Origin of the sequence: Amycolatopsis sp. lyj-112 (assembly GCF_046549055.1) — a bacterium.
Lineage (GTDB): Bacteria > Actinomycetota > Actinomycetes > Mycobacteriales > Pseudonocardiaceae > Amycolatopsis.
On sequence record NZ_JAJPWS010000002.1, the window covers coordinates 461752 to 477518 of the forward strand.

Here is a 15767-nt window from a genome sequence, read left to right on the forward strand (position 1 = left end):
GCAGAGGTGAAGGACGCTTTCCCTGCATCGCATGCTGGGAAAGCGTCCTTCACGAGGGTGCGCGCGGTCGTGGCCGGCTCGCGACACCCGGCCCGGCAAGCGCCATACCCCGTCCACCAGAACGACCCAAATCACTCACGAGTCCCTAGGCCGAGACGTCCCGCAGCCTCAGCACCGCACTGCCCGCCAGGAGCGCGCCCGCCGCCCACAGGCCGAGGACGCCGAGGCCCTCCCACGGGGTCAGCACCCGGTTTCCGAGGTCGAGCGTCTCCTGGATGAGCAGTCCCGAAGACATCGGCGAGATCTTCTCGAGCCGCCGGTGCCAGTCGGGATCCGAGACCAGCGACGTGATGATCGGGAACAGGTACAGCAGCCCGAGTACCAGCCCGATGGCCGTCGCCGATTCACGGACGACGGTCGCGACGCCGAGGCCGAGCAGCCCGACCAGCGCGAGGTAGAGCACCGAACCTCCGGCCGCGCGCAACGCCGGGCCGTCGGACAGCGAAAGCGGGGTGAACCCGTTTCCCGGCAGGATCAGCGCGCCCGCCGCCAGGCAGCCGAGCACCGCGACGACACCGGCCACCAGCACCACCGCAGTCAGGACGACGACCTTGGCGGTCAGCGCGGTGATCCGGCGCGGGATCGCCGTCAGCGTCGTCTGGATCATCCCCGTGCCGTACTCGCCTCCGATCACCAGCACGGCCAGCACGACGACGACCGCCTGCCCGAGCTGGATCCCGGTGAAACTGACCTTGCCGATGTCCTGGACGCAGCCCGGGGACTGACAGGCGACCGTCGAGGCGGCCAGCGCGCTGAGCGCGGCCGTCAGGACGACGCAGGCGAGCAGCGACCACGCGGGCCCTGGCGTCGTACGCAGTTTCGTCCACTCGGCGTGCAGGGCCGTCCTCATACGTCCCTCCGGCGAACGAGGACGACTGCGAACCCGAAGGCGAGAGCCGCGTAGCAGCACAAGACCGTGAAGCCGCCTAGGGGCGACAGCGGGAAGTACCCGTTCACCGGCGTGAAAGCCGCGGCGACCTGGGGGTACTCGGGCAGGCTCTGCTGAACGGCGAAGCCCGCGGCCGGGGTGAGCCGGGTCAGCCACAGTGCGGCACCCGAAGGCAGCACGGACGCGATCGCGAGGACGTACGGCAGGACGATCGCCACCACGACGGCGGTGACGGCGCCCGCGCTCCGCCGCAGCAGGGTGCCGACGGCGAGGGCGAGCACGGACACGACCGCGAACAGGGCGGCGGTCCCGACGATCACCCGGAACTCGGTCCAGGCCGAAACCGGGTAGAGGAACAGGCCTTTGGCCTCCTCCAGGCTTTGGACGAGCGGCACGGTGAGAACGGCGGCGATGAGCCCGGCCGCGAAGCTGACCCCGCCGAGCACGACGGCCTTGGCCGCGAGCACCCGGCCACGCCGCGGGCTCGCGGCGAACGTGGTCTGGATGAGGCCACGCCGGTATTCGGAGGTGCTGAACAAGGTGGCCACGACGATCACCGGGATCAGCCCGGCGAACACGCCGGCAAGGCCGTCTTCGATGGTCCTGGCGGCCGACCCCCGGCTTTCCACGGCGGGCGCGATGTCGCCGGTGCCGTCGACGGTGAACCGGCCGCCGTCCTCGGTGAAACCGGGCGGGCCACTCGGCCGGTCGCTGTCTCCGCCGACGAGGTCGGACGCCCAGCCTGCCTGCGGCTGTCCGCCCTGAACACCGACGTTGTCGAAGAGCGCGGTGGCCTGGGTGGGGCCGAACGTCCCGCTCACACTGGCGAAGGACTCGGTGACGACCTCGTACCCGGGCGACGCGGCGAACAGCCCGGTCTCGGCTCCGGTGCGCAGTCCGGCCGCGGTCACGGTGCCGATCTCGGTCCAGGCCACGCCGTCGGCCGATGCGTAGCCGGTGAGGCTGTCGCCGGTTTTGGTCAGCCGCAACCACTTCGGCGACGTGACCGACACCTCGCCCGAGGGACCGGCGATGTCGCCGGTGAAGTCGTGCTGCATCCGCACACCGCGGGAACCGGTGACCATGACGGCGACGTAGGACGCGCCCTCGGCCGTCCCCGCCTTCACCATGATCCCGGCCTTGGACCACGGCTGGAGACCATCGGCCTGGGTTTCGCCGCCGGGAGCCAGGAACCGGCCGGTCAGCGAGGTCACCCTGGCGGTGATGCTCCCGTCGCCGCCCATCGGCCGGTGCACGAAGGTGAAGCTGTCGTGGACGGCTTCACCGCCCGGACCGATCGGCAGGGAGTGGTCACAGGTGCTCCCGTCCGGCCGGGAGCAGGAGATCTCGCTTCCGGCGGGCCCGAGCAAGCCGACCAGCACGGTGAGCAGGATGGCGACCAGCATGCCGATCACCCAGCCCCGGACCGTCCGGAACTTCGTCCATTCCGCGTGCAGCAGCTGGGAAAAGCCGTCCTTCACCGGCAGGGTCGTCGCGTTCATCGAGCGGTCTCCTCGGCCTCGGTGGACCGGAATTCGACGGCGTCGCGCGTGAGCTCCATGTAGGCCTCCTCCAGCGACGCGCGATGCGCCGAGACCTCCGAGAAGGGGACGCCGCCGCCACCGAGCAGCACCACGACGCGCTCCGCGGGCAGCCCGGACACGGTGAGCGTGTCCGGCCCCGTGGCCGCGACCGTCGCACCCGCGCGTGCCAGCACCGTCATCGCCCGGGTCCGCTCGGACGTGCGCAGCGTGACCCGGTCGCCGGAAGCGGCGGCGATGAGTTCGGCGACACTCGTATCGCCGATGACCCGGCCGCGGCCGACCACCACGAGATGGTCCGCGGCACCTTCCAGTTCACTCATCAGGTGGCTGGAGACGAGCACCGCGCGACCCTGCGCGGCGAGCGAGCGCAGGAAGCCCCGGATCCACAGGATTCCCTCGGGATCCAGGCCGTTGAACGGCTCGTCGAGCATCAGCACGCCCGGGTCGCCGAGCATGGCGGCGGCGATCCCGAGCCGTTGCCGCATGCCGAGGGAGAACCCGCCGGCGCGGCGTTTCGCGGCGCTCGCGAGCCCGGCCTGCTCCAGCACGTCGTCCACCCGCCGGGCGGGCAGCCCTTGGGAATGGGCCAGCCACAGCAGGTGGTTGCGCGCGGTGCGGCTCGGCTGCAGCGCGGCCGCGTCGAGCAGGGAACCGACGTGGCTCAACGGGTTCCGCAGGCTCCGGTACGGCTTGCCGCCGATCAGCGCCCGGCCCTCGTCGGGCGTGTTCAACCCCAGGATGACCCGCATGGTGGTGGACTTGCCCGCCCCGTTGGGGCCGACGAAGCCGGTAACGTTCCCCGGCGTGACGGTGAAGCTCATGCCGTCCAGTGCCCGCGTCGCGCCGTATCGCTTTCGCAGGCCGGCGACTTCGATGGTTGCTTCCACGCCGGAAAGGCTAAAGAAACCGGGGCTGCCCGGTCGTCACGCCGAAGAGCCGTCTTCTTCGCCGCTGGCAGGAGTGAAGGCGGTCGGCGCGGATCCCTCGTGGGAGTGACGGCGGTGTCGCTGGGTGGAGGGACGCCACCGGGACGGACGTGCGGAGACAATGACGGGGATGACGAACACGGGATGGGCGGTCCTCCGGCAGCGGATCGCCGCGCTGCCGCACGCCTGGCCGCTCGCGGCGGGCGCACTGGCCACGGCCGGGGTCGCCGAGGCCCTCACTCGGGCGATGCTGACGGGCGCCGAAGCGCAGTACGGGCTGGTGCTCTGCCTGCTCGCGCTCGCCACCACGCTGCCACTGGGGTTCGCCAGCCCGGCCGCCGCGACGGCGACGCTCACCGCGGCGAGCGTCCTCTCGCTCACGGTCTTCGGCACGCTGACCGTCGCGGGCATGGCCGCCCAGCTGGCCTCGCTGTACCTTCTCGGCCGCACCGGGGCGCGTCTCCTGCCGTCGCTGGCGGCCCTTCCGTTCCCGGTGATCGCACTGGCCGGGCCGGCTCCCGCCGACTCCGAAGCCGCGTTCCTCGCGCTGGTCCTGGCGTCGCTCGCCCCGGCGGCGGCGTGGATCGCGATCGCGCTCCGGGCCCGCGGCGAGGCGCTGGTGCACCGCTCCGCCCGGCAGGCCGTCGCCGCCACCCTGCTCGAACACACCGCTCGCGGGGAGCGCGCACGGATCGCCCGTGAACTGCACGACGTCGTCGCACACCACATCTCGATGATCTCCGTCCAGGCGGAAACGGCCCGGCTGACCACGCCAGGGATGCCCGACGCGGGCGCGCAGCGGCTGTCGGAGATCGGCGACACCGCCCGCGCCGGGCTGACCGAGATGCGGCGGCTGCTGGGAGTGCTCCGCGAGGACGCGCGGGCCGGGCCGGCCGAGCGACGGCCGCAGCCGGGGCTGCAGGAACTCAACGAACTCCTCGACGAGGCAAGGGAAGCGTCCGGCGCGGGGACCCGGCTGATCGTCTCCGGCAGCCCTCGCACGCTGGATCCGGGCATCGAACTGGCCGCGTACCGGATCGTCCAGGAGGCGCTCACCAACGCCCGCCGGCACGCGCCGGGGGCCGCCGTCGACGTCGAACTGCGCTACGACGCCGAGGTGGTGCGGCTGCGCATCCGCGACAACGGCGCCGGACCGCGAGCCGCGATCGCACCCGGCGGCCACGGACTGGCCGGGATGCGGGAACGCGCCGCGGCCGTCGACGGCGAACTCCATTTCGGCAACGCCCCGGGCGGCGGTTTCGTCGTCGAAGCCGTCTTGCCCGCCCGACTCGAGGAGACCGGATGACCGCCGTACGCGTCGTCAGCGTCGTTGTGGCCGACGACCATCAGGTGGTCCGCACCGGATTCGCCGCGTTGCTGGACAGCCAGCCGGACTTCACCGTCGTCGGCACCGCCCGCGACGGGACCGAGGCGGTCCGGGTCACCGGGGAACTGCGTCCGGACGTGGTGCTGATGGACGTCCGTATGCCCGGTATGGACGGGATCGAGGCCACCCGGCTGCTGGTGGCCGAGTCCGAAGTGGACGGACCGCGGGTGCTCATCCTGACCACCTTCGACCTCGACGAGTACGTCTACGACGCGCTGCGCGCCGGGGCCAGCGGGTTCCTGCTCAAGGACGTCACCGCCGAACGGCTCTTCGACGCCGTGCGCGTGGTCGCGGCGGGCGAGGCGCTGCTCGCGCCGACCGTCACCCGCCGTCTGATCAGCGAGTTCGCCCGGCTCCGGCCGAGCCAGGGCGTCCCGCCCGAACTGAGCGCGCTGACGCCGCGCGAGACCGAGGTCCTGCGGCTGATCGCGGAAGGACTGTCCAATCCGGAAATCGCGGGCAGGCTGAGCGTCACCGAGGAGACGGTGAAGACCCACGTGAGCCGGGTGCTGAACAAACTGGGCCTGCGCGACCGGACCCAGGCCGTCGTGACCGCGTACGAATCCGGCCTCGTCGTGCCCAAGGCTTCTCGGTGAGCACGTGACTCGCGTGCTTGAAGCCGGAACTCATGAGTCACGCCCCCGATCACGCGAATCACGTCTCTGATCACGCGAGATCGGGGTTGCTTCTAGTCCTCGGGTTCCCAGGGCAGCGGGATGATCAGGCACGGACCGCCGACGAACAGGCCGCCGTCGATGCCCAGCGCCTTCCCGCCCGCGTAGAGGTACGGGCCCTCGATCTGCGCCGGGTGGATCCCGAGCTGGTCGGCGATGACGCTGTGCCCGTGCACGATCCGCTCGCCGCCGAGCCGGTCCATCATCTGCTGTGCGACGTCGGTGCCCTCCGGGCCGCGGAAGGCGTACCGCGTGGTCATCCGCCGCCACACGTCCCACCACGACTCGATGTCGCTGCCCTGGAGGATCTCGCGGCCACGCGTGTTGATCTCGTCGATGTCGGTACCCCAGTCGAGGTACTCGAGCGTGTCGGAGTGCATCAGCAGGTGATTGGCGGCCAGCGTCAGCATCGGACGCGAGGTCAGCCATTCGATATGTTGCGGGGTGAGCCTGTCCTGGTCGGCCAGCAGGCCGCCGTTGATCTCCCAGCTGCGGGCGAAGCTGCGCGGCCCGAAGTCCGACGGCACCTCCGTGTCACCGAAGTGGTACATCCCGAGCAGCAGGATCTCGTGGTTGCCCAGCAGCGTCCCGCAGTGGCCGCCCGCCGCCGCGGCCTGCCGTTCCAGCCGCATCACCAGGTCGATGACGCCGACGCCGTCGGGTCCTCGGTCGACGAAGTCACCCAGGAACCACAGGGTGGCTTCACCACCGGCCCAGTCGTCGTCGGCGTCGAGCAGCCCCTTCTCGCGGAGCGCTTCGGCCAGCTCGTCCCGATGTCCGTGCACGTCACCGACCACATAGGTCGGATTCGGCGCATCGGACGGGGGCTGATCGTCGTGCATCTTGAGCACGATAAGCCCTCCGCCCGCCGTCGCCTCGCTCAGCCTTCACCGAACGGGTCGCCGGTCCGCCCGACCAGATCGGCGATGGAGTCGATGATCATGGTCGGCCGGTACGGGTAGTGCTCGGCGCTTTCCCTGCTGGAGATGCCCGTGAGCACCAGGATCGTCTGCAGCCCGGCCTCGATTCCGGAGTGGACGTCGGTGTCCATCCGGTCGCCGATCATCAGCGTCGACTCGGAATGCGCGCCGAGCCGCCGCAGGGCCGAGCGCATCATCAGCGGGTTCGGCTTGCCGACGTAGTACGGCGACCGCCCGGTCGCCTTCTCGATCAGCGCGGCGACCGAACCGGTGGCCGGCATGGAGCCCTCGACGCTCGGGCCGGTGACGTCGGGGTTGGTGGCGATGAACTTCGCGCCGCCCTCGATCAGCCGGATCGCGCGGGTGATCGCGCTGAAGCTGTAGGTGCGCGTCTCGCCGAGGACGACGTAGTCCGGGTCGCGCTCGGTCAGCACGTAGCCGACCTCGTGCAGCGCCGTGGTGAGCCCGGCCTCGCCGATCACGAACGCCGAGCCGTTCGGCCGCTGTGAGGCGAGGAACTTCGCGGTCGCCAGCGCGGAGGTCCAGATGGCCTCTTCGGGGATGTCCAGGCCGGTCCGTTCGAGCCTCGCGCGCAGGTCGCGCGGGGTATAGATCGAGTTGTTGGTCAGCACCAGGAACCCGATGTCGTTCGCGCGCAGCTCCTTGAGGAACTCGTCCGCGCCGGGTACGAGGTGCTCCTCCTTCACCAGCACGCCATCCATGTCGCTGAGATAGGTCCAACGGCGCTCGTTCATGCCCCCACCCTAATGATCCGCGACGGCGTGAACAGCCACGGACGCCGCCTTGACCGAAAGGTTGACCGGTGTGCCGGGTTCGAGCGCCAGTTCGGCGACCGCGGCGGGGGTCAGGTCGGCGGACAGACCGGCCGCCCAGCCGTCACCGCGGGTGCGGACCCGGATCACCGGACCGTGTGGTTCGAGCGCGTCGACCACTCCCTCGACGGTGTTGCGCGGGCTGCCCCGATGCTCACCGTCCTTCAGGTACAGCGCGACGGCGCTGGGGGCGAAGACGGCGACGGCCGCTTCGCCTGCGACGACGTCTTCCGCTGGGATCCCGGCCAGCGGCAGCCCGCCTGACGTGCGCAAACCGCTCTGGGTGGCGACGCCGGGCACCAGGTTGAGCCCGGCGATCCGCGCGGTGAACGCCGTGCGCGGCGCGGCCAGTACCTTCCGCGTCTCGCCGCGTTCGACGATCCGGCCCGCGTCGAGCACGGCGACGTGGTCGGCCAGCGCGAGCGCGTCGAGCGGGTCGTGGGTGACCAGCACCGTCGGCGGCCCGGACCGCAGCACCCGGCGAAGCAGCCCTCGGATGGCGGGAGCCGCGTCGACGTCGAGGGCGGCGAACGGCTCGTCGAGCAGCAGCAACCCGGGTTCGGCGGCCAGCGCCCGCGCGATGGCGACCCGCTGCGCCTGACCGCCGGAGAGCTGCGCGGGCCGTCGTCCGGCCAGCTCCAGCGCGTCCACTTCGGTCAGCCAGTCGCGGGCGCGCCGTTTCGCCTCGGCGCGTCCGGCGCCGGTCGAGCGCGGCGCGAAGGCGACGTTGTCCAAAGCGGACAGATGCGGGAAGAGCAGGGCGTCCTGGGAGAGCAGGCCGATGCCGCGGGAGTGCGGCGGCAGGCCGGACAGGGCGTGCTCGCCGAGGGTGATCCGCGCCCGGTCCGGGCGGAGCAGCCCGGCGAGGGAACCGAGCACACTCGACTTTCCCGAGCCGTTCGGTCCGAGCAGGGCGAGCACGCCGCCGTCGGGCACTTCGAACTCGACGTCCAAGGTGAATTCGCCGCGCCGCAGGGCGATCTCGGCGGTCAGGGTCATGAGCGGACCCCTTCGAGCGCCCGGGGCCGGGCGAGCGCGATCACCGCGACGGCGACCAGGATCAGCAGCAGGGCCAGGGCGACGGCGCTGTCGACGTCGACCTCGGCCTGGTTGTAGACCTCCAGCGGAAGCGTCCGGGTGACGCCCTCCAGGCTGCCCGCGAAGGTGATCGTGGCGCCGAATTCGCCCAGCGCCCGCGCGAAACTCAGCACGATCCCCGAACCGAGCGCGGGCAGCAGCAACGGCAGCGTGACCCGGCGGAACACCGTCCAGGGCTTCGCTCCGAGCGTCGAAGCGACCCGTTCGTAGCGGTCACCGGCGCCGCGCAGCGCACCTTCGAGGCTGACCACGAGGAACGGCATCGCGACGAACGTCTGCGCGATGACCACCGCGGCCGTGGTGAACGGCACCTGCTCGCCGGTGAGGGTGTTCACCAGCATGCCGAGGAAACCCTTGCGTCCCAGCAGGTACAGCAGAGCCAGACCGCCGACCACCGGCGGCAGGACGAGCGGTAGCAGCACCACCGCGCGCAGCACGCGGATGCCGCGCACCCCCGAACGCGCGAGCACCACGGCGAGCGGGACGCCGAACAGCACACAGACCACAGTGGACAGTCCGGCCGTGACCAGTGAGAGCCTCAACGCGTTCAGTGACGACGGCGAGGCGATGAGGCTCGGGAACCGGCTCAGGTCCGAGCGCACCAGCAGGCCGACGACCGGCAGCACCACCAGCGCCAGCGCGCAGATCGCCGGCGGCCAGAGCACCCACGGCACCCCGGATCCCGCGATTCGTCCTCTGGTTGCGGTAGTTGCACGCGCATCTACCGCGACCAGAGGACTACTTGCGGCTTTACGGCGTGCCAAATCCGACCTTCACCAGTTCTTGCTTCCCGGTGGCGCTGAGCACGAAGTCGGTGAACTGCTTCGCGAGCGCCGCCTGGGGCGCGTCCTTGACCACCGCGATCGGGTAGCTGTTGATCGCGCCCGCCGACTCGGGGAAGTCCACCTTGTCCACCTTCGCGGCGGCCGACGTCGCGTCGGTGACGTAGACCAGGCCGGCGTCGGCGTCGCCCGACCGCACCTTCGCGAGCACCGACTTGACGTCCTGTTCCTCGCTCGCGGGCTTGAGCGTGACCCCGGAACTCTGCTGCACCTTCTTCGCCGCCGCCCCGCACGGCACCTGCGGCGCGCAGACGATCACGGTCAGCCCGTCCTTCGCGAGGTCGGCGAGGCCTTTGATGCCCTTCGGGTTCCCCTTGCCGACGGCGATGGCGAGCCGGTTGGTGGCGAACACCGACGGCTGCCCGTCGATCACCTCACCCTGGGTGGCCTTGTCCATATTGGCCTGGTCGGCCGAGGCGAAGACGTCGGCCTCGGCGCCCTGGGTCAGCTTCTGGACCAGCGCCGAGGAGCCCTCGAAGCTGAACTTCACGGTGACCCCGGAGTTCCGCGCCTCGAACTGCTTGCCCAGCGTGCCGAACGACTCGGTCAGCGACGCCGCCGCGAAGACCGTCAGCGTCTTGGCCCCGGCCTGCGGCGTGGCCGCCGTCTCCGAACCGCAGGCCGTCGCGGCCAGTGCCAGCGCGAGCAGGGCTGGAACACGCAAGGCAGAGACGAGTCTCCTCATCGGCTTCCTTCCGGGGTTTCGATCACGACGGTGGTGGCCTTGACGACGGCGACCGCGAGCACCCCGGGCCGCAGCCCGAGTTCGCGGACGGCTTCGCTGCTCATCAGGGAGACCACGCGATGCGAGCCGCATTGCAGTTCGACCTGGGCCATCACCTTGTCCGTGATGACCTCGGTGACGAGGCCGACGAACCGGTTCCGGGCGGAGCGTCCGACGCCGGACGGGTCCTCGGGCTGTTCGGCCTGCGCCTTGGCGAACGCGGCGAGTTCGGCGCCGTCGACGACCTTGCGCCCGGCCGAGTCGTCGAACGCGGTCAACTGGCCGGCGCGCACCCAGCGGCGGACGGTGTCGTCGCTGACGCCGAGCAGACGAGCGGCCTCGGATAACCGGAATTGCGGCATGACGGGAAGGCTACTTCCGCAGATGCGGAAAAGCTACGGACGCGAGGAATTGCCGAGCAGTTCGTCGCGGAGGCCATCCAGCAACGTCGCCTGGAAACGTTCGAGGACTTTCCGCTCGCCCGGGGAGAACTGTTCGAGCACGTTCTTCATGTTCGTGTACGCGGATTCGAAGAGCGGCGCGTAGCGCTCCAGGGCGCCCGGGACGACCTCGATCAGCACCTTCCGCCGGTCCACGGTGTCCCGGACGCGGCGGGCGAGGCCCGCCTTCTCCAGCCTGTCCATGACGCCGGTCACAGCGCCCGTCGACAACCCGGTCAGTTCCGCGATCCTGCCCGCTGTCAACGGTCCCGGCGTCTGGCCGATGAGTTCGAGTGCCTTGTGGTCGGTGGCGGAGAGGCCCATCCGCTCGGCGATCCTGGCGTGCCGGAGGACGGTCAGCGTGCTGCCTTCGCGGCCGAGGTGGGCGAACCGGGCCAATTCCTCCGCCGAGAGCGGATATTTCACCATCCGGAAAACCCTTCGGGAAAAGCGACGATTCGGCGGGCAGCGCATTTTAGAATGCCGGTTCTGCTCGCCGCAGGGCTACTCTGGTGGCAATGACAGCAGTCGATCTCGGGTTTCCCCGTGTCCCCGGTACACGAGGTCCGTCAAGCGTGCCCAGGCCGGACAACCCCGCCCTGATCGACACCTTCGGCCGCGTCGCGACCGATCTGCGGGTGTCGCTCACCGACAAGTGCAATCTGCGCTGCACCTATTGCATGCCCGCCGAGGGCCTGGAATGGATGCCGAGCGCGGACGTGCTGACCGACGACGAACTCGTGTTCCTGCTCCGGATCGCCGTCGAACGGCTCGGCGTCACCGACATCCGGCTCACCGGCGGCGAACCGCTGCTGCGCCAGGGACTGGAGAACGTCGTCGAGCGGATCGCGTCGCTCGAACCGCGGCCGCGGCTTTCCATGACCACCAACGGGATCGGGCTCGCGAAACGCGCGAAGGCGCTCGCCTCCGCCGGCCTGGACCGCATCAACGTCTCGCTGGACACCGTCGACCGCGCGCTGTTCGAGACGATCACCCGCCGCGACAGGCTGTCCCACGTGCTCGCCGGCATGGCCGCGGCGCGGGAGGCCGGGCTGAACCCGGTGAAGGTCAACGCGGTGCTCATGCGCGGGCTCAACGAGGACCAGGCCGTGCCGCTGCTGCGGTTCTGCCTCGACGAGGGCTACCACCTGCGGTTCATCGAGCAGATGCCGCTCGACGCGCAGCACGGCTGGAGCCGCCGCGACATGATCACCGCCGAGCAGATCCTCGGCATGCTCGGCGAGGAGTTCACGCTGTCGCCGTTCCCCGCCGCACGCGGTGGCGCGCCCGCCGAACGCTGGCTGGTCGACGGCGGGCCGGGCGACGTCGGCGTGATCGCGTCGGTGACGCGGCCGTTCTGCGGCGCCTGCGAGCGGACCCGGCTGACCGCGGACGGCGCGGTGCGCTCCTGCCTGTTCAGCAACGACGAGACCGACCTACGCGCCCTCGTGCGCGCGGGCGCGCGCGAAGAAGAGGTGGCGGACGCCTGGCGCGCGACGATGTGGGGCAAGCTCGCCGGGCACGAGATCAACGAGGCCGGCTTCGCGCAGCCGATCCGGCCCATGAGCGCGATCGGCGGCTGACATGGTGACCATCGTGGTGCGGTACTTCGCGTCGGCGCGCGCGGCGACGGGCCTCGACGAAGAGAAGGTGACGCTGCCGGACGGCGCCCGCGTCGCCGACGCCGTCACCCGCCTGCGTGAACTCCACCCGGAGAAGCTGCCGAAGCTGCTCGAAGCGGTGTCGTTCCTGCTGGACGGCGTCGCCGTGCGCGATCTCACCCGGCCGCTGACCGACGCCGCCGAACTCGACGTCCTGCCTCCGTTCGCGGGCGGCTGACCTGCGGAAACGCGGGGAAACGATAGCAAAGGTCCCTTGCTCCCCCGCGAGTCGTTCCGGGGCCTTTGACCTGCTATCCGTCCGGAATTCACCGGCCGGACGCCGAAGCAGCCGAGGATGCGCCAGTGATCACCTTCCGCCGTGTCTTCGCCGCGCTGCTCGCCGCCGTCGCCGCCACGAGCCTGGCGACCGCCCCGGCGTCCGCCCACGAGCGCGTCCGGCCGCTCCCGCAGGCGCACAGCCACAACGACTACGAGCACGCGCGCCCACTGCAGGACGCCCTCGATCAGGGCTTCACCAGCGTCGAGGCCGACGTCTATCTCGTGGACGGGCGGTTGCTGGTCGCGCACGACCTGGCGGACACGCGGCCGGACCGCACCCTGGAGTCGCTCTACCTGGAACCGCTGCGCAAACGCGTCCTGGCCAACCACGGCGGCGTTTACCGGCAGCGAGCCGAGTTTCAGCTGTTGATCGACGTCAAGGGCGAAGCGAACAGCACGTACGCGGCGCTGGAGAAGCGGCTCTACAACCCGCGCTACTCCTTCCTCTTCTCTTTGTATGCGTTTGGGCACGTGAAGAAGCGGGCAGTAACAGCGGTGATCTCCGGTGGGCGGCCCAAGGACGTGATGCTCGGGCAGAAGTTCCGGCTCGCCTTCTACGACGGCCGGATCCGGGACGAGAACGACCTGAACATCGGCTCGGATCCCAAGATCGCCCCGCTGGTCTCGGACTCCTGGAGCGAGTTGTTCACGTGGACCGGCGTCGGCCCGTTCCCCGCCACCGAGCGCGCGAAACTACACGAAGTAGTCAATCGGGCACACGCAGCGGGCCAGCGAGTGCGTTTCTGGGCGACGCCGGATACCGCTGGACCTGCACGTGAAGCGTTATGGAAAGAGCTGGTCGCCGCCGGGGTCGACCACCTGAATACAGATGACCTGCCAGGGCTGGCGGACTTCTTGAGGGCTCGCTAAAGTGCCCGGCCCAATAGCGCGCGAAGGCGCACGAATGGGCCAGTCACCCCTTAATCCACGTGATCCAAGCCTCACGATCCGTGAATTATCTCGGCCAGGAAACGGTCAGATAACGGCCCGCTGACCTGCATAAACAGCCGAATCGTTAGAGGTTGTGCGCTGTTACTGTGATGTAGGTCACAGCTCGAATAATTTCCGATCAGGCCGTTCGTTACGTACCGTCGCTTTTCGGTTGGCCCCGACCGACCACGCATGACCGGGAACCCGTAGCGCCGAGCCCTGTCCAACGGATTCCCGGACCCAACCCCGAGCGAAAGCATTTCCGGACAGGGACGAGGGGACCGAGCCGACGCGTCGTGCGTCTGGCGAAGTCAGCCGGCCTGCGAAGGTCAGCCAGGCCCACGGGCCCGCCCTCAGCTCAGGCTCGTAGGCGCAGGGAGCGAGATTTACTCACATGTCTTACCGAGGCAAGCACCGCAAGATGTCCGCCGCTACCCGCCACATCGCCCGCGTCGCCATTGCGGGTGTCGCGGTCGGCGCTCCCCTCGCGATCGCCGCGACCCCCGCGTCGGCGACCAACTGGGACGCCATCGCGCAGTGCGAGAGCAGCGGCAACTGGAGCACCAACACCGGTAACGGCTACTACGGTGGCCTGCAGTTCTCGCAGAGCACCTGGCGTGCCTACGGCGGCACCGGTAGCGCCGCCAACGCTTCGCGCGAGCAGCAGATCGCTGTCGCCGAGCGCGTCCTGCAGGGTCAGGGCATCGGCGCGTGGCCGCACTGTGGCAAGAAGGCCGGCTCCTCGGCCGGCCCCGCGAAGGCCAAGTCCTCCGCGCCGAAGGCCACCAAGAAGGTGACCCCGAAGAAGTCGACCGCTCCGGTCACCAAGCAGCAGGCCCCGGCCCCGGCCGCCGCCAACGTCGCGAACTCGCACCCGACCGGCGACTACACCGTCGTCAAGGGTGACACGCTGTCCGCGATCGCCACCAAGTTCAACGTCCAGGGCGGCTACCAGAAGCTGCAGGAGCTGAACAAGGACTTCGTGTCCAACGCCGACTTCATCGTCGTCGGCCAGAAGCTCGCCACCAAGTGAGCTCTTGAGCACCAGTAAGTCGTGATGCCTGCGGGATCCCCGCACGGCCACGTCGCGACTGACAGAGCCCCACCGCGCCTATTCCCCCGGCGGTGGGGCTCTGTTGCGTCCACGGGGCCTTCAGGAAGCTCAGGGCGAGTTGACCCACTCGTCGCTGCCATCGCTGAAGTGCTGGTGCTTCCACACCGGCAGCCGGGCCTTGACCTCGTCCACCAGTTCCGAGCACGCCGCGAAGGCCTGCCCCCGGTGCTCGGCCGCCACGGCGCAGGCCAGCGCGACGTCGCCGATGGCCAGCGCGCCCAGCCGGTGACTGACGGCGACCGCCCGGACGCCGGTCCAGTTCCCCGAGAGGTCCGCGACGACCTCCGCGAGCACCTCCGAAGCGCTGGGGTGTCCCTCGTAGGCGAGCCGTTCCACCGACCGCCCGCCGTCGTGGTCGCGCACGACCCCGCCGAAGGTGACGACGGCGCCCGCGGCCGCGTCGTCCACCAGTCGTGCGTGTTCCTCGACCGAGAGCGGTTCGTCGACCACCGCGATCCGTGCGACCCGAACGCTCACTGCTGTGCCTCCCGTAGGTGGTCGCCGCCTGCCAGCTGGTCGACGGCGTGGTCGAGGATCCCGTCCAGTACGCCCAGGCCGTCCTTCACGCCGCCGCGTGACCCGGGCAGGTTCACCACCAGGGTCCGCCCGGCCACGCCGGCGACCCCGCGCGAGAGCACGGCGGTGGGCACGGCGGGCAGTCCGGCGGCGCGGATCGCGTCCGCGACGCCGGGGAGTTCGTAGTCGAGGATCGCGCGGGTGACGTCCGGGGTGCGGTCGGTCGGCGAGATACCGGTGCCGCCGGTCGTCACGATCACCTGGACCCCGGCCGCGACGGCGTCCCGCAGCGCGGCGCCCACCGGGTCCCCGTCTTCGACGACCACGGGGTCCGGCACGTCCCAGCCACGCGAAACGAGCCAGGCCGTGATGACCGGGCCGGTCTTGTCCTCGTAGACGCCCTTCGCGGCGCGGTTCGACGCCACGATCACCCGGGCGGCGCGGCTCACGGCCGCTCCCAGGTCCCGGTCTTGCCGCCGTCCTTGCGGATCAGGCGGACGTCGTCCAGCGTCGCCGCCGGATCGACGGCCTTGATCATGTCGTGCAGGGTCAGCCCGGCGACGGCGACAGCGGTCAGCGCTTCCATCTCGACGCCGGTCCGGTCGTTCGTCTTCGCGGTCGCGGTGATGTGCACGGCGGCCTCGTCGAGAGCGAACTCGACCTTCACGCCGGACAACGCGATCTGGTGGCAGAGCGGGATGAGGTCGGGGACCTTCTTCGCGCCCATGATGCCCGCGATCCGGGCGGTCGCGAGGGCGTCGCCCTTGGCCAGCCCGTTCGTCGCGAGGAGGCCGAGCACCTCGGCCGTGGTGTGCACGGTGCCGCCCGCCAGCGCGGTGCGGGCGGTGGGCGTTTTGCCGGAAACGTCGACCATACGGGCAGCACCCGTATGGTCGACGTGGCTGAGTTCACTCACGCCCAGCAGGCTAG

Annotated in this window: 17 protein-coding genes and 1 pseudogene; 6 read left to right on the plus strand and 12 right to left on the minus strand. The window is 70.4% G+C overall.

Annotation, left to right across the window (positions count from 1 at the left end; genetic code table 11):
* Positions 1 to 145: 145 nt before the first annotated feature.
* Genes ACLJRL_RS08985 through ACLJRL_RS08995 form a run of 3 tightly spaced genes read right to left on the minus strand, consistent with a single transcriptional unit; the run spans position 146 to position 3380 of the window.
* Complete coding sequence (locus ACLJRL_RS08985; protein WP_410655611.1) at positions 146 to 910, minus strand: ABC transporter permease subunit; 765 nt, start codon at positions 908 to 910, stop codon at positions 146 to 148.
* On the minus strand, positions 907 to 2451 hold the full coding sequence (locus tag ACLJRL_RS08990; protein ID WP_410655612.1) for a hypothetical protein: 1545 nt from the start codon (positions 2449 to 2451) through the stop codon (positions 907 to 909). The genes ACLJRL_RS08985 and ACLJRL_RS08990 overlap by 4 nt, the downstream gene beginning before the upstream one ends.
* Entirely contained in the window at positions 2448 to 3380 is a 933-nt protein-coding gene (locus tag ACLJRL_RS08995; RefSeq protein ID WP_410655613.1) for an ATP-binding cassette domain-containing protein, read from the minus strand. Before ACLJRL_RS08995 ends, ACLJRL_RS08990 begins: the two co-directional genes overlap by 4 nt.
* Before the next feature lie 169 nt (positions 3381 to 3549).
* Here ACLJRL_RS08995 and ACLJRL_RS09000 point away from each other — a divergent pair, with 169 nt between their 5' ends.
* Together ACLJRL_RS09000 and ACLJRL_RS09005 are read left to right on the plus strand one after the other, a co-directional pair.
* Positions 3550 to 4725 (plus strand): sensor histidine kinase, encoded by a 1176-nt coding sequence (locus tag ACLJRL_RS09000; protein WP_410655614.1) that lies wholly within the window; start codon positions 3550 to 3552, stop codon positions 4723 to 4725.
* Positions 4722 to 5402 (plus strand): response regulator, encoded by a 681-nt coding sequence (locus ACLJRL_RS09005; protein ID WP_410655615.1) that lies wholly within the window; start codon positions 4722 to 4724, stop codon positions 5400 to 5402. The genes ACLJRL_RS09000 and ACLJRL_RS09005 overlap by 4 nt, the downstream gene beginning before the upstream one ends.
* 92 nt (positions 5403 to 5494) lie before the next feature.
* Here the strand turns inward: ACLJRL_RS09005 and ACLJRL_RS09010 are convergent, their stop codons facing one another.
* The 7 genes from ACLJRL_RS09010 to ACLJRL_RS09040 form a co-directional block, all read right to left on the minus strand.
* Positions 5495 to 6322, minus strand: coding sequence for a metallophosphoesterase family protein (locus ACLJRL_RS09010; RefSeq protein WP_410655616.1), 828 nt, complete (start codon positions 6320 to 6322; stop codon positions 5495 to 5497).
* A gap of 38 nt (positions 6323 to 6360) precedes the next feature.
* Positions 6361 to 7155 (minus strand): HAD-IIA family hydrolase, encoded by a 795-nt coding sequence (locus tag ACLJRL_RS09015; RefSeq protein WP_410655617.1) that lies wholly within the window; start codon positions 7153 to 7155, stop codon positions 6361 to 6363.
* Between the two features lie 9 nt (positions 7156 to 7164).
* Positions 7165 to 8232, minus strand: coding sequence for a sulfate/molybdate ABC transporter ATP-binding protein (locus ACLJRL_RS09020; protein ID WP_410655618.1), 1068 nt, complete (start codon positions 8230 to 8232; stop codon positions 7165 to 7167).
* Complete coding sequence (locus ACLJRL_RS09025) at positions 8229 to 9005, minus strand: ABC transporter permease (RefSeq protein WP_410655619.1); 777 nt, start codon at positions 9003 to 9005, stop codon at positions 8229 to 8231. The genes ACLJRL_RS09020 and ACLJRL_RS09025 overlap by 4 nt, the downstream gene beginning before the upstream one ends.
* Positions 9006 to 9081: 76 nt before the next feature.
* On the minus strand, positions 9082 to 9858 hold the full coding sequence (modA, locus tag ACLJRL_RS09030; RefSeq protein WP_410655620.1) for a molybdate ABC transporter substrate-binding protein: 777 nt from the start codon (positions 9856 to 9858) through the stop codon (positions 9082 to 9084).
* Positions 9855 to 10259: a TOBE domain-containing protein gene (locus tag ACLJRL_RS09035; RefSeq protein ID WP_410655621.1), complete on the minus strand. Its 405-nt coding sequence runs from the start codon at positions 10257 to 10259 to the stop codon at positions 9855 to 9857. The genes modA and ACLJRL_RS09035 overlap by 4 nt, the downstream gene beginning before the upstream one ends.
* 33 nt (positions 10260 to 10292) lie before the next feature.
* Positions 10293 to 10766 carry a MarR family winged helix-turn-helix transcriptional regulator gene (locus ACLJRL_RS09040; RefSeq protein WP_410655622.1) on the minus strand — a complete coding sequence of 158 codons (474 nt, stop codon included), beginning with the start codon at positions 10764 to 10766 and terminating at the stop codon, positions 10293 to 10295.
* A gap of 146 nt (positions 10767 to 10912) precedes the next feature.
* On the opposite strand from ACLJRL_RS09040, the gene moaA reads away from it, so the two are divergent.
* From moaA to ACLJRL_RS09060, 4 genes are all read left to right on the plus strand, one after another.
* Positions 10913 to 11920, plus strand: a complete 1008-nt coding sequence (moaA, locus tag ACLJRL_RS09045; RefSeq protein ID WP_410655623.1) for a GTP 3',8-cyclase MoaA — start codon at positions 10913 to 10915, stop codon at positions 11918 to 11920.
* Between the two features lies 1 nt (position 11921).
* Positions 11922 to 12176, plus strand: coding sequence for a MoaD/ThiS family protein (locus tag ACLJRL_RS09050; RefSeq protein ID WP_410655624.1), 255 nt, complete (start codon positions 11922 to 11924; stop codon positions 12174 to 12176).
* A 125-nt stretch (positions 12177 to 12301) separates the two neighbouring features.
* Positions 12302 to 13147 (plus strand): phosphatidylinositol-specific phospholipase C/glycerophosphodiester phosphodiesterase family protein, encoded by an 846-nt coding sequence (locus ACLJRL_RS09055; RefSeq protein WP_410655625.1) that lies wholly within the window; start codon positions 12302 to 12304, stop codon positions 13145 to 13147.
* Between the two features lie 454 nt (positions 13148 to 13601).
* Positions 13602 to 14240: a transglycosylase family protein gene (locus tag ACLJRL_RS09060; protein ID WP_410655626.1), complete on the plus strand. Its 639-nt coding sequence runs from the start codon at positions 13602 to 13604 to the stop codon at positions 14238 to 14240.
* A 129-nt stretch (positions 14241 to 14369) separates the two neighbouring features.
* Here the strand turns inward: ACLJRL_RS09060 and ACLJRL_RS09065 are convergent.
* Positions 14370 to 15286, minus strand: a pseudogene (locus ACLJRL_RS09065) (molybdenum cofactor biosynthesis protein MoaE).
* Positions 15283 to 15753 carry a cyclic pyranopterin monophosphate synthase MoaC gene (gene moaC, locus ACLJRL_RS09070; protein ID WP_410655627.1) on the minus strand — a complete coding sequence of 157 codons (471 nt, stop codon included), beginning with the start codon at positions 15751 to 15753 and terminating at the stop codon, positions 15283 to 15285. The pseudogene ACLJRL_RS09065 and the gene moaC overlap by 4 nt, the downstream one beginning before the upstream one ends.
* Positions 15754 to 15767: the final 14 nt, after the last annotated feature.

Bases quoted from the DNA above. Each gene is read 5' to 3' on its own strand.
- modA (WP_410655620.1), bottom strand. From the start codon at position 9,858: ATGAGGAGACTCGTCTCTGCCTTGCGTGTTCCAGCCCTGCTCGCGCTG.
- ACLJRL_RS09010 (WP_410655616.1), bottom strand. From the start codon at position 6,322: ATGCACGACGATCAGCCCCCGTCCGATGCGCCGAATCCGACCTATGTG.
- ACLJRL_RS09040 (WP_410655622.1), bottom strand. From the start codon at position 10,766: ATGGTGAAATATCCGCTCTCGGCGGAGGAATTGGCCCGGTTCGCCCAC.
- ACLJRL_RS08985 (WP_410655611.1), bottom strand. From the start codon at position 910: ATGAGGACGGCCCTGCACGCCGAGTGGACGAAACTGCGTACGACGCCA.
- ACLJRL_RS09015 (WP_410655617.1), bottom strand. From the start codon at position 7,155: ATGAACGAGCGCCGTTGGACCTATCTCAGCGACATGGATGGCGTGCTG.
- ACLJRL_RS09060 (WP_410655626.1), top strand. From the start codon at position 13,602: ATGTCTTACCGAGGCAAGCACCGCAAGATGTCCGCCGCTACCCGCCAC.
- ACLJRL_RS09005 (WP_410655615.1), top strand. From the start codon at position 4,722: ATGACCGCCGTACGCGTCGTCAGCGTCGTTGTGGCCGACGACCATCAG.
- ACLJRL_RS08990 (WP_410655612.1), bottom strand. From the start codon at position 2,451: ATGAACGCGACGACCCTGCCGGTGAAGGACGGCTTTTCCCAGCTGCTG.
- ACLJRL_RS09020 (WP_410655618.1), bottom strand. From the start codon at position 8,232: ATGACCCTGACCGCCGAGATCGCCCTGCGGCGCGGCGAATTCACCTTG.
- ACLJRL_RS09035 (WP_410655621.1), bottom strand. From the start codon at position 10,259: ATGCCGCAATTCCGGTTATCCGAGGCCGCTCGTCTGCTCGGCGTCAGC.
- ACLJRL_RS09000 (WP_410655614.1), top strand. From the start codon at position 3,550: ATGACGAACACGGGATGGGCGGTCCTCCGGCAGCGGATCGCCGCGCTG.
- ACLJRL_RS09050 (WP_410655624.1), top strand. From the start codon at position 11,922: ATGGTGACCATCGTGGTGCGGTACTTCGCGTCGGCGCGCGCGGCGACG.